27 protein-coding genes and 1 pseudogene are annotated in these 18,893 nt (G+C 53.9%); 11 read left to right on the top strand and 17 right to left on the bottom strand.

From position 1 onward, the window contains the following. The first annotated feature begins 223 nt into the window (after positions 1 to 223). Positions 224 to 475 (top strand): Nif11-like leader peptide family RiPP precursor, encoded by a 252-nt coding sequence (locus tag SIB58_RS03920; protein WP_067326279.1) that lies wholly within the window; start codon positions 224 to 226, stop codon positions 473 to 475. A gap of 424 nt (positions 476 to 899) precedes the next feature. Here the strand turns inward: SIB58_RS03920 and SIB58_RS03915 are convergent, their stop codons facing one another. Both SIB58_RS03915 and SIB58_RS03910 read right to left on the bottom strand, forming a co-directional pair. Continuing rightward, positions 900 to 1,208, bottom strand: a complete 309-nt coding sequence (locus SIB58_RS03915) for a hypothetical protein (protein ID WP_186539907.1) — start codon at positions 1,206 to 1,208, stop codon at positions 900 to 902. Between the two features lie 189 nt (positions 1,209 to 1,397). Continuing rightward, positions 1,398 to 1,700: a TIGR03894 family protein gene (locus SIB58_RS03910; RefSeq protein WP_066908109.1), complete on the bottom strand. Its 303-nt coding sequence runs from the start codon at positions 1,698 to 1,700 to the stop codon at positions 1,398 to 1,400. A gap of 141 nt (positions 1,701 to 1,841) precedes the next feature. Here SIB58_RS03910 and SIB58_RS03905 point away from each other — a divergent pair, with 141 nt between their 5' ends. Continuing rightward, positions 1,842 to 2,219 (top strand): DCC1-like thiol-disulfide oxidoreductase family protein, encoded by a 378-nt coding sequence (locus tag SIB58_RS03905; RefSeq protein ID WP_066908112.1) that lies wholly within the window; start codon positions 1,842 to 1,844, stop codon positions 2,217 to 2,219. Here SIB58_RS03905 and SIB58_RS03900 read toward each other — a convergent pair. The 4 genes from SIB58_RS03900 to SIB58_RS03885 all read right to left on the bottom strand — a co-directional run bounded on the left by SIB58_RS03900 (position 2,210) and on the right by SIB58_RS03885 (position 3,833). Then, positions 2,210 to 2,368, bottom strand: a complete 159-nt coding sequence (locus tag SIB58_RS03900; RefSeq protein ID WP_197461128.1) for a hypothetical protein — start codon at positions 2,366 to 2,368, stop codon at positions 2,210 to 2,212. The genes SIB58_RS03905 and SIB58_RS03900 overlap by 10 nt on opposite strands. 116 nt (positions 2,369 to 2,484) lie before the next feature. After that, positions 2,485 to 2,709 carry a hypothetical protein gene (locus tag SIB58_RS03895; RefSeq protein WP_414494700.1) on the bottom strand — a complete coding sequence of 75 codons (225 nt, stop codon included), beginning with the start codon at positions 2,707 to 2,709 and terminating at the stop codon, positions 2,485 to 2,487. Positions 2,710 to 2,758: 49 nt separating this feature from the next. Further along, the gene (locus SIB58_RS03890) at positions 2,759 to 2,935 is read right to left on the bottom strand and encodes a hypothetical protein (protein ID WP_186539905.1); all 177 of its coding nucleotides are present in this window, start codon (positions 2,933 to 2,935) and stop codon (positions 2,759 to 2,761) included. A gap of 91 nt (positions 2,936 to 3,026) precedes the next feature. Then, positions 3,027 to 3,833 (bottom strand): prohibitin family protein, encoded by an 807-nt coding sequence (locus SIB58_RS03885; protein WP_186539904.1) that lies wholly within the window; start codon positions 3,831 to 3,833, stop codon positions 3,027 to 3,029. A 111-nt stretch (positions 3,834 to 3,944) separates the two neighbouring features. On the opposite strand from SIB58_RS03885, the gene SIB58_RS03880 reads away from it, so the two are divergent. Together SIB58_RS03880 and SIB58_RS03875 are read left to right on the top strand one after the other, a co-directional pair. Beyond that, positions 3,945 to 4,454, top strand: coding sequence for a hypothetical protein (locus tag SIB58_RS03880; protein WP_066908118.1), 510 nt, complete (start codon positions 3,945 to 3,947; stop codon positions 4,452 to 4,454). After that, positions 4,454 to 4,624: a hypothetical protein gene (locus SIB58_RS03875; RefSeq protein ID WP_156486636.1), complete on the top strand. Its 171-nt coding sequence runs from the start codon at positions 4,454 to 4,456 to the stop codon at positions 4,622 to 4,624. The genes SIB58_RS03880 and SIB58_RS03875 overlap by 1 nt, the downstream gene beginning before the upstream one ends. Before the next feature lie 81 nt (positions 4,625 to 4,705). Here the strand turns inward: SIB58_RS03875 and SIB58_RS03870 are convergent, their stop codons facing one another. From SIB58_RS03870 to SIB58_RS03860, 3 genes are all read right to left on the bottom strand, one after another. Continuing rightward, the gene (locus SIB58_RS03870; protein ID WP_414494892.1) at positions 4,706 to 5,488 is read right to left on the bottom strand and encodes a SagB family peptide dehydrogenase; all 783 of its coding nucleotides are present in this window, start codon (positions 5,486 to 5,488) and stop codon (positions 4,706 to 4,708) included. Between the two features lie 1,022 nt (positions 5,489 to 6,510). Then, positions 6,511 to 6,735: a hypothetical protein gene (locus SIB58_RS03865; protein WP_066908124.1), complete on the bottom strand. Its 225-nt coding sequence runs from the start codon at positions 6,733 to 6,735 to the stop codon at positions 6,511 to 6,513. Then, positions 6,732 to 6,968: a hypothetical protein gene (locus tag SIB58_RS03860; protein WP_066908127.1), complete on the bottom strand. Its 237-nt coding sequence runs from the start codon at positions 6,966 to 6,968 to the stop codon at positions 6,732 to 6,734. Before SIB58_RS03860 ends, SIB58_RS03865 begins: the two co-directional genes overlap by 4 nt. 15 nt (positions 6,969 to 6,983) lie before the next feature. Between SIB58_RS03860 and SIB58_RS03855 the strand changes: the two genes are divergently transcribed. Beyond that, positions 6,984 to 7,166: a hypothetical protein gene (locus SIB58_RS03855; RefSeq protein ID WP_067326289.1), complete on the top strand. Its 183-nt coding sequence runs from the start codon at positions 6,984 to 6,986 to the stop codon at positions 7,164 to 7,166. A 268-nt stretch (positions 7,167 to 7,434) separates the two neighbouring features. Here the strand turns inward: SIB58_RS03855 and SIB58_RS03850 are convergent, their stop codons facing one another. Next, entirely contained in the window at positions 7,435 to 8,076 is a 642-nt protein-coding gene (locus SIB58_RS03850) for an SOS response-associated peptidase (RefSeq protein WP_067326292.1), read from the bottom strand. Positions 8,077 to 8,091: 15 nt separating this feature from the next. Next, positions 8,092 to 8,274 carry a hypothetical protein gene (locus SIB58_RS03845; RefSeq protein WP_066908136.1) on the bottom strand — a complete coding sequence of 61 codons (183 nt, stop codon included), beginning with the start codon at positions 8,272 to 8,274 and terminating at the stop codon, positions 8,092 to 8,094. Positions 8,275 to 8,321: 47 nt separating this feature from the next. Here SIB58_RS03845 and SIB58_RS03840 point away from each other — a divergent pair, with 47 nt between their 5' ends. After that, complete coding sequence (locus SIB58_RS03840) at positions 8,322 to 8,477, top strand: hypothetical protein (RefSeq protein ID WP_197461129.1); 156 nt, start codon at positions 8,322 to 8,324, stop codon at positions 8,475 to 8,477. Positions 8,478 to 8,494: 17 nt separating this feature from the next. Here the strand turns inward: SIB58_RS03840 and SIB58_RS03835 are convergent, their stop codons facing one another. Both SIB58_RS03835 and SIB58_RS03830 read right to left on the bottom strand, forming a co-directional pair. Further along, positions 8,495 to 9,016 carry a DoxX family protein gene (locus SIB58_RS03835; protein WP_066908139.1) on the bottom strand — a complete coding sequence of 174 codons (522 nt, stop codon included), beginning with the start codon at positions 9,014 to 9,016 and terminating at the stop codon, positions 8,495 to 8,497. A gap of 242 nt (positions 9,017 to 9,258) precedes the next feature. Next, positions 9,259 to 9,693 carry a nuclear transport factor 2 family protein gene (locus SIB58_RS03830; protein ID WP_067326295.1) on the bottom strand — a complete coding sequence of 145 codons (435 nt, stop codon included), beginning with the start codon at positions 9,691 to 9,693 and terminating at the stop codon, positions 9,259 to 9,261. 72 nt (positions 9,694 to 9,765) lie between these two features. Between SIB58_RS03830 and SIB58_RS03825 the strand changes: the two genes are divergently transcribed. Continuing rightward, complete coding sequence (locus SIB58_RS03825; RefSeq protein ID WP_067326296.1) at positions 9,766 to 9,981, top strand: chlorophyll a/b-binding protein; 216 nt, start codon at positions 9,766 to 9,768, stop codon at positions 9,979 to 9,981. Between the two features lie 20 nt (positions 9,982 to 10,001). Here the strand turns inward: SIB58_RS03825 and SIB58_RS03820 are convergent, their stop codons facing one another. Next, complete coding sequence (locus SIB58_RS03820; protein ID WP_067326358.1) at positions 10,002 to 10,856, bottom strand: NAD(P)-dependent oxidoreductase; 855 nt, start codon at positions 10,854 to 10,856, stop codon at positions 10,002 to 10,004. A 746-nt stretch (positions 10,857 to 11,602) separates the two neighbouring features. Between SIB58_RS03820 and SIB58_RS03815 the strand changes: the two genes are divergently transcribed. The 3 genes and pseudogenes from SIB58_RS03815 to SIB58_RS03805 all read left to right on the top strand — a co-directional run bounded on the left by SIB58_RS03815 (position 11,603) and on the right by SIB58_RS03805 (position 12,726). Continuing rightward, on the top strand, positions 11,603 to 11,923 hold the full coding sequence (locus SIB58_RS03815) for a hypothetical protein (RefSeq protein WP_156486637.1): 321 nt from the start codon (positions 11,603 to 11,605) through the stop codon (positions 11,921 to 11,923). Between the two features lie 50 nt (positions 11,924 to 11,973). Then, positions 11,974 to 12,093, top strand: a pseudogene (locus tag SIB58_RS03810) (lipase/acyltransferase domain-containing protein); the annotation flags it as partial. 18 nt (positions 12,094 to 12,111) lie between these two features. Beyond that, entirely contained in the window at positions 12,112 to 12,726 is a 615-nt protein-coding gene (locus SIB58_RS03805) for a hypothetical protein (protein ID WP_414494699.1), read from the top strand. A gap of 216 nt (positions 12,727 to 12,942) precedes the next feature. On the opposite strand, the gene SIB58_RS03800 is transcribed toward SIB58_RS03805, so the two are convergent. From SIB58_RS03800 to SIB58_RS03790, 3 genes are all read right to left on the bottom strand, one after another. Beyond that, the gene (locus tag SIB58_RS03800) at positions 12,943 to 13,242 is read right to left on the bottom strand and encodes a DUF2811 domain-containing protein (RefSeq protein WP_067326307.1); all 300 of its coding nucleotides are present in this window, start codon (positions 13,240 to 13,242) and stop codon (positions 12,943 to 12,945) included. Between the two features lie 757 nt (positions 13,243 to 13,999). Continuing rightward, positions 14,000 to 14,335 carry a hypothetical protein gene (locus tag SIB58_RS03795; protein WP_067326310.1) on the bottom strand — a complete coding sequence of 112 codons (336 nt, stop codon included), beginning with the start codon at positions 14,333 to 14,335 and terminating at the stop codon, positions 14,000 to 14,002. Between the two features lie 443 nt (positions 14,336 to 14,778). Continuing rightward, positions 14,779 to 16,038, bottom strand: coding sequence for a glutathione S-transferase (locus SIB58_RS03790; protein WP_067326313.1), 1,260 nt, complete (start codon positions 16,036 to 16,038; stop codon positions 14,779 to 14,781). Positions 16,039 to 16,226: 188 nt separating this feature from the next. Between SIB58_RS03790 and SIB58_RS03785 the strand changes: the two genes are divergently transcribed. Beyond that, complete coding sequence (locus tag SIB58_RS03785; RefSeq protein ID WP_067326316.1) at positions 16,227 to 18,701, top strand: S8 family serine peptidase; 2,475 nt, start codon at positions 16,227 to 16,229, stop codon at positions 18,699 to 18,701. The last annotated feature ends 192 nt before the right edge of the window (positions 18,702 to 18,893 follow it).

Raw genomic sequence — 18,893 nt, 5'->3', positions numbered from 1 at the left:
AATCAGCCTCCAATACCTGGCACGCTTGAGTGCAGTTGTGCAGAGATCAGGCGGGCGGATGCATTACCTACCTAAATCATGAAAAAGTTCTGAGCCATTCACCAGATATTCACCAGAACCTCTCGCGATCTGCACCTGAGCTATGTAGTGAGGTTCACCAGAAAGACTGTGACCTTGAAGCAGTACGGGGGGCAACACCCCTAAACATTCATTGCTTAGAACCATGACACAAGAACTACTCACAGCTTTCCTGGCTAACGCCAAAGGCAACATCAGCCTTCAGGAGCAGCTCAAAGCCGCAGCTGATACCAATGCTGTTGCCGCCATTGCCAAAGACGCTGGATTTCATCTTCCTGCTGATCCCTTCAGCAAAGCTCAATCAGAGCTTTCAGACGAAGAGCTGGAAGGCGGGGCTGGTGGACGCGGTTTCTCTTATCTGCCGCAACAATGTGTGACCGACTATTTATGTGGGTGATACAGATGAGCCCTATACGACAAAACGCAAGGACGGCTTACTGACGCATGGAGGCTGGGCACAGGATCAAAGGCGACTTTGAAGGCTGTGACTGGCGTCATCAAGCGGAACTGCGCAGGAAGAGATCAAACTAAATCACTGACAAAGCTGGGCATTGATCAGCAACTCCGGCCAATACTTGCTCAGCGACAGTGATCAGCTCAGACTCTCCGTTTTTGGTGCCCTTGCCCTGCATGGATGTGATCCGGTTGTTGCACAAATTCCGGCAGCCCTCCCAATCATTGAGACCGATCCAATCAGCCACCTACGCACAACGATTGTTTTACAACTAAAGCCTTATACCGAAAAGCCTGTTCACAAGGAATCGAAAGGGCTATGCGAAAATCGCAGAGACACAACAGCCCAAGAGATCAAGGCAAAAGCATTACCGAAACCGGCCACATAATCTCCTGAAAAAGTATGAGTTACCCTCGAAAACAACAACCACAAATTCATCCGACTCAACGATACCCTCATATTCAACACAAAAAGAATCAGCAAACTGATCAGCTGTTTCAATTCCATTTTGCCTCAAAAGACAGATAAATGAATTATTCTGATCTTCTCCAAGAATATAATCAGTACAGTCAGCAATCTCATCGATCAGCTGTTGTTCCTGCTCAGATTTTTCCTCATACCAGTCGGCATACCTTTGTCGCTCTTTGAGCGATTCACGCGAGAGGCCACCACTCATCAGCGGAGCTTGATCGCTGAGATGGAGCCACACACGCCTGGTTCAGAAAGGGCAGGAATCATTGGAGTTGCACAGTCCTGACGATCGTTTCAAGGGCTGACTATCTTCACTCATTCGGATAGCAACGGCACCCAAAAGGATCCGGACCCAGCCCTGCTGCCTCAAAGACGACCGGCGCGATCGCTCGATTCAACCGGCGGAGCGGGAGCGGCGACGCACCACCCGGCGACCGTCAGGTGTCTGTTCGACCTCGGGAGCAGCGTCTGCCGATTTGGTCACGTCCTGCCCCTCAGGCTCGTTCTCTGGGGGTTCCTGTTCAGCGATCACGCCAACCACCACAGCAGCCTGCACCTGGTCATGCAGATCACCGATCACCATCAGAGCTTTGAGCGTGAGCTCAAGCCGAGACTCCCTCGGCAGGCCTGGACGCAGCTTCTTGACTGAGCCCCAGAGCTCAAGCGCCACCTCTCTGAGGAGTTCCTTGTCTGCCATTCGAGCCTGATGCGATCCATCTAATCGATGGCATCAACCTACCGTTCAGAGTGCAGCCCGCTTCAGCTGAAGTGACACTTGGCTGCGGACCGTTGTCGGGAACTGCCTCTGAACGGCATCTGAACGCGCCAGGATGTCTTCATGGCTCTAACACTTGTTTATGACGGCGGCTGCCCCTTCTGCAGGCATTTCGCCCAACGCAGTGAACTGATGGGCGGCCTGCCCGACCTGGTGATCAGGGATGGGCGCAGTGACCACGCACTGAGGACGGAATTGCGCAACAAGGGGTTCGATCTCAGCAACGGCGCTGTGCTGATGGATCAAGACAACATCTGGCATGGCAGTGAAGCCATCGCAATGCTCTGTCAACAGCTCTCCCCAAGCGACCCTCTGCTGCGTCTGCTGAATGTTGTCTTCAGCGATTCCGGTCGGGCCAATCGTCTTTATCCGGGTCTGCTGATGGCTCGACAGATCGCGCTGGGACTGCGTGGACTGCCTGTGGATCCTGATCAGGCTTGAGCGGAGCTTTCCAGCAGATAGGGGGACGGCTGCTCAGCATGATCAGACGCGTGATCGTGCTGGTAAGCGAACTCCTCAAGTTCAGCATGCAATTCCAGCAACATCACCGCCATGGAATGAGCCAGTTCACTGCTGAAGCTGATCTGCATGGAGCGCTCTAGTTTCCGTCGAAGAGTTTCTAAAAGCTCCCACCGAGAAGGCGTGGATGTCGTCAACGTGCCGTTACATAAGGGCCGCGCGCCGATTCAAGCGGCGGCCCGAATGATCACTGGTGCTCGCGCTGCCAGCGGCTGAAGTTGGCAGCAGAGAACTTGTGACCATGGCGCATTCCGACCTTGGCCACGCAGGTTGTATCCCCAGCGCACTGCTCAACCTCGCGGCGGATGTTGTCGTTGCCGTTAGCCCTGGCGAGAAAAGTCTCCAGCTGTTTCATGGACATGGTGAGCCTCCAGAGGGATTCTTCACCGCTAACCCAACCTGACGGGTTCATCGGAATCCATCGGTTTTTCTTCTCCAGGGCGCCGATATGGCATCAGCCATCACATCAGCACTCCTGGCAGCTGATTCCGTTGCTGTGAAGGACCTGGGGCCTCAGGCCAAGGTCCCTGCTGCGGCAGAACCCGGTACTGAACCCTCACGCGCATCCGGGCCGCGAAATGGGTAATCAGACCCAGCAGGAGCACCAGCAGCAAGCCTGTGGCTGCACGTTGACTCATATACAGACCCGCCCCTGAAGCCAACCACGAGCCGGGAGAACATCTCTCCCGAAAGCAGATGGCTTCATCAGTGCCGGCAGCTGAGACAGCATCACTTGCGACCGACAATCACTGGGGGGGTTCCGCCTGCACCCCCAGGCAGTCCAGGCACAACCTGGGTCTGGCCATCCCACTTGTCCAGAAAGAGCTTGTAGAGAACCTGATCATCGAGGCTCTTGTTGAGCGTGTCGTAACGCAGCGCTTCCTGTTCAGCGATTTTGACCTCCGTCTGAGCGCGCAGCAGCTGCTGCTCAGCTATCTGCTTCTGCTCAATGGCTGCTCTGTATTCCTCAGCAATCTCCAGACCGGTGAGATCCAGACCCACAACCTTCACGTAATCGAACTGGTCCAGTTCCTCAGCAACCGTTGAGGCCACAAGCGAGGAGATGTCATTCCACTCAGAAGCGATTGTGACCAGCTCGTACTGCGAGAACACAGACTTCAAGGCTTTCAGCAGCGAAGGCTGAATGATGCGCGGATAAACATCGCGATCACTGCTCGCGATCGTGCTGTAAACGCGGCCTGCTTCATCAGGGCGCAAGGCGTATTTGATGGTGGCTGTGGCCTGGATCACCTGAAGATCCTTGGTGAGAGTGGCGAAATTCTCCGGCCTCACCTGAGTCCTGATGCTGAATGGCCACACCTGCTGAACCAAAGGTGCTTTCACATTGAGGCCCGGCTGGCGCGGAGCCCCGCTCACCTTGCCAAGGGTTGTGATCACCGCGACCTCACCGGCTGGGACCACGAACAATGCCTGACCCAGGAGCAGTAAACCGGCCAACACAAGGGCAACGATCGCCACCAAGCTGCCTTCGGGACCTCCTGGTGTGGCCGATCGCATCGACGAGGGGCTCTGCATGAAATGAATGCGTCGGACGCACGAATTCGCCCTCTTCTAGCGACAGGCGACGCTCTCTGCTCGCGGGGGCGATCGAGCCCTGATAGCGTCCGCCCATCCTGTCTGGGTCCCATGCTGAGAAGTCTGTTCTCACTGCTGTTTGTTGCCCTTCTGCTGATAGCGCAACCGGCATGGGCCGCAGACCTGAAGCTCACCTCCGTAACCCTTGCTCCCTGCGATGCTTCCGACCCAGGCTCTCAACCAAGGGACAGCAACAGACAGCGCAGCAACATCACCAGCCCTGAAGGAGCGAGCTGCTATGTGCTCAGCGGCAACGTCAGCAACCCAGGCCGCAACTCCATTGTGGATACCGATGTTTATGCCCGGATTCTTGATCGCAGCGGCGAACCGGTGCTCCAGAACCGGACGCGGGTGGGATCGATCGGCGATGTTCTACCGGGAGACCACCCTTTTGCGCTGCGCTTGGCGGTACCGGCTGGAACACCGGGACCCTTTGAGGTGAAAAACCCACGTGCTCGCGGTTTCAGCGCACCAGTGCGCAGCAGGGCTGGGGACGACGAGGAATTGCTGCCGCTCGAACAGGGCGTGGTGCAACCTGGGCTTGAAGATGAGTTCAGCTGATGCTCCTAATGCTGCGAGCCGCAGCAGTGATCGTTCTGATGCTGATTGGCACAGTGCTGATCAACTATCACCCGCGCGCTCGACAGCAGGGCAATCGCATCCATTCACTGCAAGACAATCGGATGATGCCCAGAAACACAATGAGGCGTCTTCGGCAGGAGAGGCTTTAACGCCAGAGCCCAAACCATTCGGATTCACAATGGCCAAACTGAGTTACCTTGCTGGTTCACCCCACAACACCAGCCTTTGGCTCAAAGCCATGCGTTTGACGGTGGGTTACCGATCATGAATTCACCAACGGAACATTCCAGCAACCCGGGATGGCCTGATGCCTGGTGAAACAACTCGCTGCTGCCAAAACTCAGCCCACAAGGAGCGAGTCCCAGAGCCGTCGCCACAAGATAGAGCTGCTGATAAATCGATCCCACATCTTTGAGGATCAGCGCATAGGACAATCCTGTTTGCTGATGAAGACTTGCATTTCTGCCGTAACGGGCAGCCATCACAACAAGCACATCAGGTAACTGCCCCTGACTTGGCGAAACAGAAGCTGCCTGAGGTGCACGACAGGTTGAGGCCGCAGCCAGTTCGAGCATCTGCAAGCAAGGGTCGATGAGATCACACAGCTTTCCCAGGGAGTGATCAGAGGAGTCGAAGTGATAAAAACCTGGCTGAAGACCGATGCATCGGTTGATGCACAGGTACAGCTCTATCGAATGAAGAGCTCCAGCGCTGGCAACAGGTTTCAACAAGCCTGCATAGGCTCTCGACAGACCCGGATCGCAGGAGATTTCCTCACGGATGTGCATGGAGTGCCAGAGAAAATCACTCAGCAGCCCAGCGTTAATCGGCTGCTCTTGATAAGCACGTATTGTTTTCCGCTCGCGAACAACTTGAAAAAAACTGAGATTGTGATTAACGCTGGATGGCAATGGAAGAGCTGTACTGCCCCGAATGATTCTTTGATGCTTCGCAGGAAACTGCTTTTTGTCGATTGGCGTCTGGCGTGCTTGATTGCGGCAAAGGTCAATCATCTTTTCACGTGTGTGACAGTGAAAAGCGAGATCTTCAAACGTCCAGCCCGCCTCAACAGCATCTTGATCAATGTCAGCAACACCCCGTCCATCGCAAACTCCTGCAACGCCGGAGCTCAACAGCAATGAAATCACATCTGCATAATGCGACTGAAGATCATCAGGAAGACACCCTCTGATTGTTGCCTCATCGCAGGCTGCTACAAGCTGCAAAAGAATCGAAAACAATCTCTGATCCTTCAGACGAACAGCTCCCGTTGCTAAAGGCGAGACAATCTCCAGACCATCAACCCAGGGTTGAACAATGACAAATTTTGAAAACTTGATGCGATAAATACCCTCTGGAGCGGTCTTGCGATGAAGCAACGGCTTCACAGGAGCAAGACAGATCGCAGCGCCCTCCAAACCACTGATTTCAGTTAAAAGCAGTCCCTTCGTATAAAACCTATCCAGCTCGCTCAGAAGCTCTCGATGTTCTGTCTTGTTGGAGAACGCATTATCCAAGATTAAAAGATTTTCTCGATCAACTCCAGTTCCCACCAGATCTTTCAAAAGACTCTTCAACGAGTCACCTGGATGATCAATTCGCTGGCTTTGTCGGATCGAGTTCAGTCGCGTGGCATAGGGCGCCGTGATGACAACATTGTCCTCACCCCAATCAACCTGCACACCATCACGGAATCTATAGCTAAGCATCGCCTTAACCTAAGCCCCAAGTGCCCACGGCAAAATCAGACCATGTCAATCATGGTTCACCACAAGCAGGCAATCACTGCGACCAGCTACAACTCACACAGATATCTTTGCGGACCACAGAACAGTTGCGAATCAAAGAACAACAAACCACATTCGCTATGAAGGCCATCAGGACCTCCGGAATAAGCAAATCGACATTTGAGCAACAAAAATACTCCACAATTCCAAACAAAAGAAGCTTGAGTGATTTAACCAAGGAGTAACTTCTAATGCCCAGAAACAGCTCGGAATCAATCAGAACCAACTACAGGATCAGCAGCCGGTACTTAGACAAGATATTTCCAGATTTTTTTATTAACTGCCATCCGCGTCCAGAAATACAACGACAACAGCAATGCCCCCAGGAAGCCAAGCCCCATTCCCCACATCAAAGTGTCTTCAACACCGAGGAAATCCATGCAATGGAAGAAAGCGCCAGCCATAAAGAACGCAAAGCCAAAGGCACGAAAATTCTTCGGCAATTCAGTTGTAGCCTGATTGGAGCTGTTCATTTCCGGTCAAAGCCTCTATTCAAAAAGGTGAACCATGCGCCGGCCACAAGAAGCATGGCAGGCAGACCCGCAAAGAAAACACTGGAATCCGATTCTCCTGCGCTGACAATCCAGAACAATCCCCAAACCCAAGTGAGGAGAAAAATCAGATTGAGCAGCAACTTCGAGGAGAATTGAGCAATGAGCACTTCTCCAACGCGACGCTGAAAAGTTGTAGCTTGCGTGTTGGCCATAATCATCAGTCCCTATTGGATTTTGATACCGACGCACTCCTGCGTCGTATCAATTGCTCCAAGCAGCAAGGTCTCCTTGGCCAGGAGCGGGAATCAATTGATTCGGAAGTGAGTACTGGCGCAGGTCTTGACGACCTAACCGGCCTGCTGAAAGCAGCAACTGCTGTTGATCGATGGATTCAGACAGCACCCGAATGAATAAGAATCATGGATGTCTTACGCCACCCAAGAACGATCAGAGTCTGAATCGCCTGCTGAAGTTAACAACTCAACGACTGGCCATTACCCAGGTCAGCATCAAGAAGATGATCGAAAAACCAGTAAGGGAGAAGTCAATCGTTGTATGAGAGGAAAACCTGGCAACAACTCCCTGCACAACTGCTGACAATGCTTTCAAGATTGCGGCTTCACAGGCCATCAAGACTCAATGGACGCTGCTGATATCAGCATTGCGTCAACACATGGATCAGGTTTGCAGGGCAGGCAGCAACGAAAGCTGACCATCGGCCCGATCTGAAACCACTTCCCAGCCACTCGGGTCCCATGGAGCGAGCAGCGGTTCAAGAGCTTTCAGCTGCTGGCCGTCAAGGGAAGCCATCCAGGCTTCCTCCAATCCCTCCGGAATCAGAACGGGCATCCGGTGGTGCAGGGGTTTGACGAGCGCATTCGGAATCGTGGTGAGGACAGTGCAGGTATCAACCTCACTGCCGTCACTCCCCAGCCAACGCTCCCAGAGACCAGCAAGCCAGAAAGGTTGGCGATCAATGCGCCTGATGGTGCAACCTTTTTCGAAGAAACAACTGGCAGGGATCAGACAGCGTCGATGACGCCAGGACCCTCGAAAACTGGGCTTGTCAGCAACCGTTTCCGCACGGGCATTGAAGGGCCTGGGGCCGGTGGAGGGGTCCTTCAACCAGCCTGGGATCAGTCCCCAGAGCATCAACGATGCCTCAGGACCGGACTGATCACACCGACAGGCCAGCAGGGGCTCACCAGGAACAATCATGTCCCTTGGTGCATAGCGAGTGCGATGGTCCTCAGCCATCCCGTCAAACAAAACAGGAGGCAACTTGTGCAAGGGCGTCGAGAGGGCAAAACGACCGCACATCTCAGGTCGGCTCGATCAGGATTCCTCTCGAAAGATACGTTCCAGATCGCGGCGGAACTGCTGAGTGCTGAGAGGTCTCTCGCCGCGACGGCGGTTGTTGCGAATCACCAGCGATCCAATCCACCACACCTGAAGACCAGCGAAAACCGATCCAAACAGAAGCAGGCTGAGTGTGGGAGTGTCGAGCTGGAAGGGCATCAGCGAAGCGACAAATCAAGCAAAATGAAGGTCCCTGCCCTAAGCCCATGAAGGAGATCAGCATGTTTGAGCTGATTGCCCGCAATTTCGCTCGCTTCGCTGCTGTATCCGGCGTAATTGCCCTGGTGATCTGGGTCAGTTGGGTGATGCTCGATTTTGAGCATATGAACAGTGGTTTCACCCTGCCTCAGTCTGTGTACTGAAGCAGGGCGAGACAGATTCAGCTGACTCCGTCAGCAACGACATCAGGTTTGACTGCTTCAGCTTGCTCGTTATTGGCGACAAAGGCAGCTTCAAGACGATCAGCCTGAGAACGAGTGTCCGGAGCAAAACGTCGGGCGATCAACTCGTCAACAGACAATCGGCCGGGACCAACTGCGAGGATTGCTGCCACAGAAGCGAAGTACAGACCCAGCAGCTCAAGCAAATAAATGTTGAAACCCGACGTGCTGACAGCGTGGTAGATGGCCACGCTCATTGTTCCGAGGATGGCCAGGGCCCCGAAGCGTGTCAGCAATCCAGTGATCAGCAGCCAGCTGCCACCAACTTCCGAGAAAGCTGCGATGTAAGAGAGCGTGATCGGGAATGGAAGTCCGAGAGGACGGACAAACGCGTCAGCGAAGTTATCGATGTTGGCGAGCTTCTCGTAGCCATGATGAATCAGGAGCACTCCGGTGAAAACCCGAAGCACAAGGAGGCCGACGTCTGCAAGGAACGGCTTAGTGAGGATTGCCCTGATCACAGAAATAAAAGATAGTTTACGAAACGTAAGAGACCACTCCCCGACATCGTGTGCCGAAAGAACGGATCAGGGCAAAAATGAGCAGATATACTCACTCAAGGCCAGCAACACAGCTCCGCCCAAATGCCACATAATGAAGCAACGTTACGAGTGCTTGACATGGACAGCGAAGCTCTCATCACTTTGTTCCTCGGTTTTGGGGCTGCGACCATCAGTCTCCTGTTCTGGAAACTGAGCCGATCTCAGTCAACAAACCGCTTGTAAAGCCAGCGCACAAAACCACCAACCACGGGAACAGGCTCAAACGTGGGGCCCACGAAATCAAAATAGTCTCTGTGATCCTCAACTTTGCCTTCAGCGTTGAAGAGCAGGCGAGTGGTACCTGGATAGACGAACTCGATCCCCTTGATCTTGAGTCCCATCTCCCATTCCACAAATGCAGTGTCCCCCTCCACCGCGATGGCGCCAGGGGTGAGGTACACGTCATCGCAACGCCGCATCAATCCGTCCTGCGCTTCGACATAGGCCTTGATGCCCTGACGCTCCTGAGTTGGATCCTTGAAGCGCACGTTCTCGTCGTACAGCTCTCGCCATTGCTCCTCAGTTGGAGCAGGCATGCCGTAGGGCTTCGTGAACAGTTCACGCAGACGATCAACGTTCACAGCAGCAGGTGGCATGGAGGCAAATCACACTATTCAGATTCCTGCGGACATTGCATAAGCTTCTTTCCCGCACAAGCGCCTTGTCCCATGCCCGACCAGCAATATCAATACGAACCCATCGAAGCCTTCGGAGAAAGTCTCACCACCAGTCGTCCCTGGAACACCTCGGCGCTGGAAATTGTTGAGCGCATCAATGGGCGTACCGCCATGGTGGGATTCGCAGCCGCGATCGTCGGCGAATGCATCACCGGACATGGTCCCGCCGGTCAGGTGATGGACCTGATCCACTGGTACCTCAGCTGAGCCTGAACACAACCGTCGACTCAGCGTCCATCCGTCAGTTCATGAAGGGCGGAATAATCGCCGGCGTCCAGATCGGTGTCAACAGCGCCTTCGAGCAAGTTTGCGAGTCCGTCCAGAGCCGTGGCATTCACCCCCGCCAATCGCGCCTCACGCAGAAACAGCAGAAGATCCTTGCGCAGCAGACTGGTGCTGAAGTTGGGATCGCCGTATTGGTGAGACATCATCCTCACCAGCTTCTTATCGACGGTGGGGGCATAAAGAGCTGAAGGGCGCAGCACTTCCATGAAGCGATCGACGTCCAGACCTGAGGCTTGAACCAGACGCAACGCCAGTGAATATCCATGGGTGAGGCTGGCGATCAGCTGATTGAGAGCCAGCTTCGAGGCAGCACCCGTACCCACGGCACCCATCAAACGCGGCTCAGATGCCAGCTGCCGAAGCAGGGGCAACTGAGCGTCATACACCTTCGAATCGCCACCGGCCATCACCAATAAGCTGCCTTTCAACGCCTCCGGACGACTACCCAACACAGGAGCTTCCAGATAGGAGCCCCCCTGAAGGCGCACCTGCTCAGCTAGGGCAACACTTTCACTGATCCCCATGGTGCCCATCGGCACGACGCACCTCCCCCCCAGAGAACCGAGGCTGCGGACAATCTCCGCGGTGACGGGGCCATCGCGCAGCACTGTGACCACCACCGATGAAGCCTCCAGCCCCTGGCCGGGATGATTCAGCTGCTGGGCCCCTGCCTCCAAAAGCACAGCACAGCGAGCGGGGTTGCGATTCCACACGTTCAGCGTGAAACCGACCTGGAGCAGCCGTTGGCCGATCGCAGCGCCCAGGAGACCAGTACCCAGCAAAGTAATCGTGGTCATCAGCCAGCCTGGAATCCCCTCCACCTTGCAACAGGTTGCGGACTTACCCGCTCGATCGATCGGTTCAACTCGATGAGCCTGCTGGGGAACGGGATGAGGCCTGAATCGCCATGGCCGAGTAGACCCGCTGAGTCAGAACTTACAGACATGGGTGGGCGATTGGGCAGGATCTAGCGAGCAATGGGAAATCTCTGACCTCCATTGATGGCGAGAAAAATCCAGCTACCAATGTCCAAGCGCTCCAGCTCAATCACTGCGGCCTGGGCAACGCTGACCTTCACTTACGTCGCAGCCTGGGCTCTTTGGGCTTTAGCAAACGCCTATCCCAGCCTTTGACCGAGGGAGCTGATGCATTGTTCACCCCATCACTGATGGAGACAGGCAGGGGGGTGAAGCTTCAGGCTTGAGACGTCCTCTGCTCAGGCGGTTGGCGGGGTCTCACCCCCAGGCGGTAATCAAGGCCTTGGCATCGGTCTAATCAAGGATTGCCTTCACGAGCAAAACCTCCAATCGTGAATCTGACGTGTCACCGGTCAGGCAATGCGCAGGAATGATCAAGCATCGATCCACAGCACTCCGATCACTGTCCCTGCTGTTGCTTGGATTGGTGTCCTGCGGAAGCACAAGTTCAGACCGGAAGCCTCTGCCGACGATCATTTTCGTACCCGGCTACGGGATGAACGCACTGCATGTGGAGGTTGAGAGAGGGGCGACCCGAAGCGAACTTCAATTTTCTGCTCCCTGCGATGAATCCAGACGCAGTTTTTGCCGGATTCAGCCCTCCGGTGGCCAATGCTCTGGACTATGCCCGAGGAAGTGGATTGGAGGCGGCGGATGTGGGTTTTGTACAGGACTGGCTCAAGCTCAGGATTGATGCGGATGGATCAGCACGGAGCCGTCGAGGGGTTCGGGTCAGGCCAGTTTCAATCGGCCGGGATTTCGCACGTGAATGTCCTCGTTACGGAGGCATGGTGGAGAGTCTTGTCTCCGAGGGCTGGGAAACCAAAAAAATCTGGCTTGCATCCCCTTTGATTACCGATATCCACCAGGTGAAACCAGATTTGTAGCAGATCTCAAAAACCTGATCATCGGCCACGTCTAACAGAGCAATGGCACGAAAGTCACGCTTGCTTGCCATAGCCAAGGGTGTCTTTTGGCCTATCAATTTCTGCGTACGCAGGATCCGGTTTGGGTTGCTCAGCATGTGGGACTGTTCTTCTCATTCGCTGGCCAGTTTTCCGGGTGCAGCGATTGCTTGCGCTGGGCATTCCAGAAGCAATGGAGCTGGGACAGCAACAACCATGTGGCGTCACCTTCGGACATGACATGGGTTGGGGAGCTCGCACTCGGTCTACAAAGCAGCGTTTACGGAGAAAAAATTTTGTATCGCTGGGGTCAGAGCTCCTATCGGGCCAGAGATTCAAGTGCTCTGTTGCGAGAGGCAGGTGCATTGGCGGTTGCAAAGGCGGCTGATCGTTACGCACTGGACAAGCAGACTTGGTTCCTGCAGGGCGCACGAGATCATGAGCCACTAGCTGTGCCGACCCGTGTCGTTTTCGGAACGGGTCTGCCGACAACGGCAGGGTTTGTTTTTGCTCGAGAGCATGCCCCTAATCCAAATTGCACAAATCCTCAATGTGGTGGGTTTTACTCACAGAATGGACCGGAATTAATCACAACCTTGGGCGATCAAGGCGATAGCCATTGGATGAATCGGGCTCCCCGCGTGTGGTTAAGAAACCCAGAATGCGAAATAAAAGAGTTTGCGAAGATCAGCCATATGGAGATTTTCGACAACAGGAAAGTTCTGAACTTCTTCACACAGACAGTGCAGGAAATCGCCACTGGGAATGACACCTGCTCCCCATAAGTGTCATACGAGAATCGAATTGATCCAAGCGGGCATTGATCGACAGAGCTGCTCGAAGGAACGAGTGAATCCAAAGTTACCAGCCATGGCAATGAAGAAGCAGAACGTCAACCTTCACCGGCCACTGAATGGCTGAGCTCTCTGATTGAAAGGCACCACTTCACTCGGGTCTATCAGCCATTGAATCGACTGAGGTCATGACCAGAAATTTGAATTTCAAGCAGTTCGGATGTCTTCCTTTTTGGTCTGTGACTGAGAGGTTGTTGTCGTGAACAAGTCATCGAGATAGCGCTCAGTCACAGCTCTCTCACTACAGCCATTCTGGTAGAGAAATCGCGCCAACGCTGAACTCATCACCTGATATTGATCCCAGTTGGGGTTGGCACCAATGAAACCCTTCATTGCAGCGAACAGGACTTCAGGTATTTCAGATTCCAGGCTCACATAGGGCGTCTCATCTGCAGAGGCCCTTGCCAACGAGGGATTGATGCAGCTTTCCAGTTGGTTGCGATCCATTCAGTCTTTGGACATCCGTCTTTTCGCCACCACAAAGCCATGAATCCAGGCTGACGTCAAAGCGCTCGCAGAATTGCCAGGAATTCCTGGTCTCACGTGAGACTCATTTATTTGCAGGGGTGTTTGGCTTGGCGGTGCAATCGAATCTTTCCCTTCCAAGCGAGCACGCTCTTCTGTCAAGCGGCGAATGGCACCCGGGTCAAAAACCACAGACTTTCTTTTTTAAAAGGGGTTGCGCAGATTTCCTGTGGAAAAACCCCGGAGATTGGTGGAAAACCACCTTTCTTTTCCACAGGACAACATGTCATCAGCAAGGCTTATCCCTTGAAGTCTCACAGGACCCGCAAAGAGCAAAGACGTTTGAGAAACAAACAGGGCACAGGCAGGTTGGGACTAGTGGTAGCCCTCGCTACTGATTGGTTCCCAGTGGCGCGATCCATCTGAAACTCAACCGCATGCCCTGCTCCTGAATGGCAGATTGCGGAGCGGCGGTTAGCCGTCTCCTTGCAAAACTCAGGGTTCCAGCTCAACCCACTGCCTAGAGCCCACCAGTGCTGGAGATCTGAAGTGACAGAACTTGCCTGTCGAAAAGAGGTCTGAATCTGTTCAGCGACTCGTGGTTCATAGCCGCAAGCTTCGAAGTCCTTGAGGGCTGTCGGTCAACTTGGTGGCGATGTTGATTGGTCATTTCGCCGGGATGGCGAAATCACACTGCTCACCGACCCCTGCTTGAAACATCAGGCATCCCGAATAGCGGTCAGAAGCGCAGTTGAATCCCAAAGCCTGCAGGTGTTCCATAGACGTAACCAGGGCCGTAGCCATAGGCAGGCATCACGCGGGGATAACGATTGACATCACGTTGATAAGCCCTGCGTGCATGCCTGTAGACACGCGTGTCATGACGGATGTCACGGCGCAACTGCCTCAGCTCATGCTGGTTGTGGTGATGGTGGTGGCGGTGGTGGTGGTTATTTTTTGCCTCCGCTGCTGGTGCCATTGCCAATGCCGTGGTGCCGATCACACCGGCACACAGCAGCACATTGCTGCATTGCTTTTGAAGAAAGTTGCTTGCAGCAGCCAATTTTGTTGTCATCGCTTTGCTTGAGCTGCATTCAGCGTCGATCAGGTGGGGATGCAGGCAAAGTTCCTAAAACCGAACCTTCGTGGACGGTCGCACCTCTGACTCTGATCAGGAAAAGAGTTTCGTCCCAGCCCAAACCCAGCAGATCAATAAAAAGACCCCACTGCTAGTGCAGCCGGGCCAGGGTGATGGGGAAACACATCTTGGGATCACTCACGAGGCTCGTCAACGCCATATATGGTGCATTGACCCTGAAATTGCTGATCTGGTATCCCTGTATACCCATTCGCAATGATCGGTCGCTTGTTGACCGATCCGGGTCGGGTGATCGGAAGGATCGGGTTCAAGAGTTGAGCCAGTGCCTTTGAACCGGTGGTTGAGATCCGCTGCCAAGACGATGCTTTTTGATCGGAAAGAGCCTCCGGAATGTTCTGGCATTGGCTCCAGTGACTACGTCAACGCATCAGCTGTGATGGGTCCAAGAACGGTCTGGGGTCCTGATCGAAACGATGCTCGAACGGCAGTGCATCAGCATGCTGATCACCATCGAGTGCGGCAGTGGACTCGAGACTCTGCCTCAGCACCCTGGCACTCTCCAGCGGCATGTCGCGGGGCACGGAGATCCGATCGCGCAGATAGCGCAGAGCTGCAGCCGATCCACTCTCCGGTTCCACAGGTTGTTCCAGAACCATCGCACTCAGTGCGGCTCTCAGTGGTTGGTCGAAGCGATCCCCCAGGGGACTTCGGGCCAGGAGAGTGCTGCGATGCCTCAGCACTCTCTCCAACGCACGCCCCCGCGGCGACACCGCTGCGCCTGACGAGCTCCAGCGACTTTCGAGCTCATCAAGTCCTGCACCGCAATCCACAGCATGAGCCATCCGCTGCTGGTCCTGACTGCCATCAGCCCAGCAGCCACCCATCTGCGGCGGCAGGTCATGGGCATGGGTGTGCACGTCGCTCTGGGTACCTCGATAGGTCTCCAGTTGCTCCAGTGCAGTGAGCCAATGATCAATTCCGGGATGCTCCTGGCGCAAGGCAAAGCCCTTGAAATAAGCGAGTGAGGCATTCATCCGTTCCACGTAGGGAATGAACACCAGGTCGGCTGTGCCTGGGATCGGACCATCCGGTGCATCGGGATCCAGCCAGCGACCTCCCCCGCTGGCGAGCGCCTGCTCCATCTGTTTGGCCACACCCTGGAACTGAATACGAGCCTGACGTTCCTGGCCCTCTCCGAGACCGGGGGTGCACAACCAGATGCACCAGGCCCTGAACAGCAGGCGCTCCAGATCGCGAAGCCGACGCACTCTGTGGTCGGCCATGGGAGCGCCGACAGGACCGAAGCTGCGTTCCAGCGACTCCAGGATGCGATCACTTTCGGTAATCAGCCGGCCATCAAGCTCCAAAGCCGGGAGCATCCCGGAAGGCACGAGCTCCGTGAACCAGTGCTCCTTCGGGCCATAGCAGCGCATGGTGACCTTGCGGATTCGATACGGAATCCGGCGGAACTCAAGCCAGAGCCACACTTTCTGGCAGTACGGACACCAGGCGTGGTGATCGCGGAACAGTGTGACCCGAACCGATTCCTCCAGCTGACCGAACAGGCGCAACGTGGCCTGAGCATTGGCAGGACCCTCGATGCGCTCAGCTGCAGGCGGAGCAAGTGCAGCCAATGCAGACCAGCTGAGTGCCTGCTGAAACACTGCGGGATCAGCCATGGGTGTTGCAACAAACGGTCATCTCATGCTGGCGTGCCAGCAATCAGAGGGTGACTGAAGTTCACCGGGAGGGTCCAAAGGACAGTCTCCAGAAACGAGACATGATTTCAGCGCAGGCACAACCGAGGAATGCGCACTATTCAGCACAGCACCGAGTCACGTTGTGAGCAAGATCACAGCTGTCGTTGATGTCAATCAACGCATCAACCTGCAATCAGAAGGATGGTGAACTCGCCGGAGATCAATCTCCACATCACTCTCCTCCGATGTTCAACACCAATTCGATTTTTCTGAACCGATTTCAATCCTATTTTCAAGCCCCGAGACGACGTCGCTTCCAAACAAACCGATTCAACAAAGCGGAGCGCCTCGACAACACCCGCGGCGAGCAAAACGGCCAGGAAGCCAACGAGTTCGAGTCACGAGCACAGACCAGTTTCAACTCTCGACTTAATGGTGAAGCACGCTTTGAGGCTGATTCAACACAGTGGGCAAAGGTTGGTCGCAGACAACCAAGTGCAGCAAAATCATGGTCAAGGTCATTGAAAAGCATTGGACTTGACAGGGATCCAATTGGATTCGAGAGCACAGGCAATACAGACTTCAAGAAGTCAGACAAGGCCTCTAAAACTTTGGGTCAAGACTTTGAGGAAGCAAATAGACAGGAGCAGAGAGATCCGTTCAAAAGCAATGTCTTAATGCACAGCAAATCCAACGGAATAGAAACCGAAACAGAAGGAGGCGTTTTCCCTGAGCTCAGCCGAGGAATCATTGATGATCGTGTTGCCTGGAGACAAGAGTCCAGTAATGGGATCACCCAAGCTGCCATCGGTCGAAACAACCCCCAAACAAATCTCATCAGGAGGGAGCATTACTTTGACCGCAATCTGAATCTGGATTCAGTGTTCGGCATACAACGCATCTTTGACGCATCAGGCGATGCATCCAAAAAGGAAGTCTTTGAAGATGGTGCACTGGAAATCAGCTACAACAAGACCTACCTCAACAACCTTATCAACAACCAGGCTCCTGAAATCAATCTCTGGGGGGGCATTAGCTTCAACTTGCCTGGCTCGGTATCGGCGACAGTTTCTGCCACCAAATCATCCACTGGCGAAGTTGTTGATCTTGGCAGCACCACTCTTAACCTTGATCAAAGCAGTTTCTACGTGAATCTCAAGGATCAATTGGAAGCATCTGACAGCTTACTTGACCGACGCAGCATATGGAATATTGACGTCGACATTGATGCAAATTACGTTAACGGACTCAACATCAATCTCGAAGACTTTAATGAAAATATCACGATGATTGATGCCCTTGATGTAGGGAGTGGTTATCGAGGTGACGTCACAGCAAATACATTCACTTACAACAATATAAGCTGGGGCGATTCCTACGACACCGGCAGAATTTACCGCGGTCGTGGCGGCACAGACACACTAGTGCTCGATGGCATCAACAAAAACGACATCCTTGAATTCAACGGTAGCTCTGTTAACCAACTGGGGCAATCGGCAGCGGGCGGCGCAGCGCTTGGTGAACAAGCATTCTACGGCGGCACTGTCTTTGACGTTCTCAATCTCAACAACGGAGATGAGCTCTATCTGCAGGGCATTGAAACAATCTCGTGCGAAGACGGTGACATCCGAGTCCGCGCCAATATGAGTGATTCCACCAAAGAGCAGTGGAACCTTCAGGCCATGGATGTCTCTGGTGCCTGGCGATTCAATCGAGGCTCCAGTGATGTGGTGATGGTTTCCCTTGATTCTGGCATTGGTGATATTGCTGGTAATGCTGATGACATTGACGATGAAATTGATCATGTCGTCAACAAAACAAGCAAAAATACTGAAGCCAATACTGCCTTTCGTGATCATGGCCATCACTCAATGAGCATCATGGGAGCGCGTCACGATTCGCAGGGAATTGCGGGGATCGCTCCCGGGAGCCAAATGTGGGCATATCAAGTCTGGGATCCAGGCTTTCACGGAGCAATTGAAGATGCAAAGGCTGACAGAGAATCTCATGAACGGCTTGTGTTTCAGAATGGTGCGCATTGGATTGGTGAAGGGCTTTGGGGACCCAGTGGAAACACAGACTCGATTACCGAAGAACAAATGATGGAATCTCTGGCTGAAACAGAAGATTACGGATTCTTTTCAGTCGCGGCAGGAAATGAATCGTCCAGAGATGGTGTCAATACTCACAATCTTGCACATTTCCAAACCGACTTTGGGAACATTGCGAGCGTCGGCGCTGTTCAGTTCACAGCAACTGATGAGATCGACAACATCACCAATGTTACCGGCACTCAAATCGCTGGATATTCCAATCAAGGTGATGACCTGACCCTCTCCGCACCCACTGACAGCAGAGCTGTCAATGGAAACGGCGATATCACAGACTTCCCTGGAACTTCCTGTGCCAACCCAAATGTGGCCGGTGTTGCTGCTTTGGTTTGGTCTGAAAACACTTGCCTCTCAGGCAGCGACGTGCGTGATCTGTTGACCCACAGCGCCATGGATCTAGGAGCTGCAGGTCGCGATGATGCTTTTGGCCATGGCATGGTCAATGCTGAAGCTGCGGTCCGCCGTTCTCATGCCCTTGCAGAGAACTATGAACTGGCAAGTTTTTATACCAACGACCAGTTCCTGGCCTGATTGGTCCACAACCCATCGCACACAGCAGCAAGGACCACCCCAATGGGGTGGTCCTTTTTTTAAATGCAGCAGATCGAAATGCATCAAAACTCTCAGCCCAGCAAAAGTCAGTCTTCGACTGAAGAACAGTCGATCAGCACATGTCTGTCATGACATCCTCGGAACAAAGCAACACCATCACTCCCGCTCGAT

It is taken from the genome of Synechococcus sp. MIT S9504, from assembly GCF_047497135.1.
Classification (GTDB): domain Bacteria; phylum Cyanobacteriota; class Cyanobacteriia; order PCC-6307; family Cyanobiaceae; genus Synechococcus_C.
Note: the sequence above shows the minus strand (reverse complement) of the source record. Positions and strands in the feature narration are given on the sequence as shown.

Excerpts from the sequence above, each read along its gene's own strand:
- SIB58_RS03920 (WP_067326279.1), top strand. The coding sequence starts at position 224 with ATGACACAAGAACTACTCACAGCTTTCCTGGCTAACGCCAAAGGCAAC.
- SIB58_RS03915 (WP_186539907.1), bottom strand. The coding sequence starts at position 1,208 with ATGAGTGGTGGCCTCTCGCGTGAATCGCTCAAAGAGCGACAAAGGTAT.
- SIB58_RS03910 (WP_066908109.1), bottom strand. The coding sequence starts at position 1,700 with ATGGCAGACAAGGAACTCCTCAGAGAGGTGGCGCTTGAGCTCTGGGGC.
- SIB58_RS03905 (WP_066908112.1), top strand. The coding sequence starts at position 1,842 with ATGGCTCTAACACTTGTTTATGACGGCGGCTGCCCCTTCTGCAGGCAT.
- SIB58_RS03900 (WP_197461128.1), bottom strand. The coding sequence starts at position 2,368 with ATGCAGATCAGCTTCAGCAGTGAACTGGCTCATTCCATGGCGGTGATG.
- SIB58_RS03895 (WP_414494700.1), bottom strand. The coding sequence starts at position 2,709 with ATGAACCCGTCAGGTTGGGTTAGCGGTGAAGAATCCCTCTGGAGGCTC.
- SIB58_RS03890 (WP_186539905.1), bottom strand. The coding sequence starts at position 2,935 with ATGAGTCAACGTGCAGCCACAGGCTTGCTGCTGGTGCTCCTGCTGGGT.
- SIB58_RS03885 (WP_186539904.1), bottom strand. The coding sequence starts at position 3,833 with ATGCAGAGCCCCTCGTCGATGCGATCGGCCACACCAGGAGGTCCCGAA.
- SIB58_RS03880 (WP_066908118.1), top strand. The coding sequence starts at position 3,945 with ATGCTGAGAAGTCTGTTCTCACTGCTGTTTGTTGCCCTTCTGCTGATA.
- SIB58_RS03875 (WP_156486636.1), top strand. The coding sequence starts at position 4,454 with ATGCTCCTAATGCTGCGAGCCGCAGCAGTGATCGTTCTGATGCTGATT.
- SIB58_RS03870 (WP_414494892.1), bottom strand. The coding sequence starts at position 5,488 with ATGATTGACCTTTGCCGCAATCAAGCACGCCAGACGCCAATCGACAAA.
- SIB58_RS03865 (WP_066908124.1), bottom strand. The coding sequence starts at position 6,735 with ATGAACAGCTCCAATCAGGCTACAACTGAATTGCCGAAGAATTTTCGT.
- SIB58_RS03860 (WP_066908127.1), bottom strand. The coding sequence starts at position 6,968 with ATGGCCAACACGCAAGCTACAACTTTTCAGCGTCGCGTTGGAGAAGTG.
- SIB58_RS03850 (WP_067326292.1), bottom strand. The coding sequence starts at position 8,076 with ATGTGCGGTCGTTTTGCCCTCTCGACGCCCTTGCACAAGTTGCCTCCT.
- SIB58_RS03845 (WP_066908136.1), bottom strand. The coding sequence starts at position 8,274 with ATGCCCTTCCAGCTCGACACTCCCACACTCAGCCTGCTTCTGTTTGGA.
- SIB58_RS03840 (WP_197461129.1), top strand. The coding sequence starts at position 8,322 with ATGAAGGAGATCAGCATGTTTGAGCTGATTGCCCGCAATTTCGCTCGC.
- SIB58_RS03830 (WP_067326295.1), bottom strand. The coding sequence starts at position 9,693 with ATGCCACCTGCTGCTGTGAACGTTGATCGTCTGCGTGAACTGTTCACG.
- SIB58_RS03825 (WP_067326296.1), top strand. The coding sequence starts at position 9,766 with ATGCCCGACCAGCAATATCAATACGAACCCATCGAAGCCTTCGGAGAA.
- SIB58_RS03820 (WP_067326358.1), bottom strand. The coding sequence starts at position 10,856 with ATGACCACGATTACTTTGCTGGGTACTGGTCTCCTGGGCGCTGCGATC.
- SIB58_RS03815 (WP_156486637.1), top strand. The coding sequence starts at position 11,603 with ATGAATCCAGACGCAGTTTTTGCCGGATTCAGCCCTCCGGTGGCCAAT.
- SIB58_RS03800 (WP_067326307.1), bottom strand. The coding sequence starts at position 13,242 with ATGGATCGCAACCAACTGGAAAGCTGCATCAATCCCTCGTTGGCAAGG.
- SIB58_RS03795 (WP_067326310.1), bottom strand. The coding sequence starts at position 14,335 with ATGACAACAAAATTGGCTGCTGCAAGCAACTTTCTTCAAAAGCAATGC.
- SIB58_RS03790 (WP_067326313.1), bottom strand. The coding sequence starts at position 16,038 with ATGGCTGATCCCGCAGTGTTTCAGCAGGCACTCAGCTGGTCTGCATTG.
- SIB58_RS03785 (WP_067326316.1), top strand. The coding sequence starts at position 16,227 with ATGTCAATCAACGCATCAACCTGCAATCAGAAGGATGGTGAACTCGCC.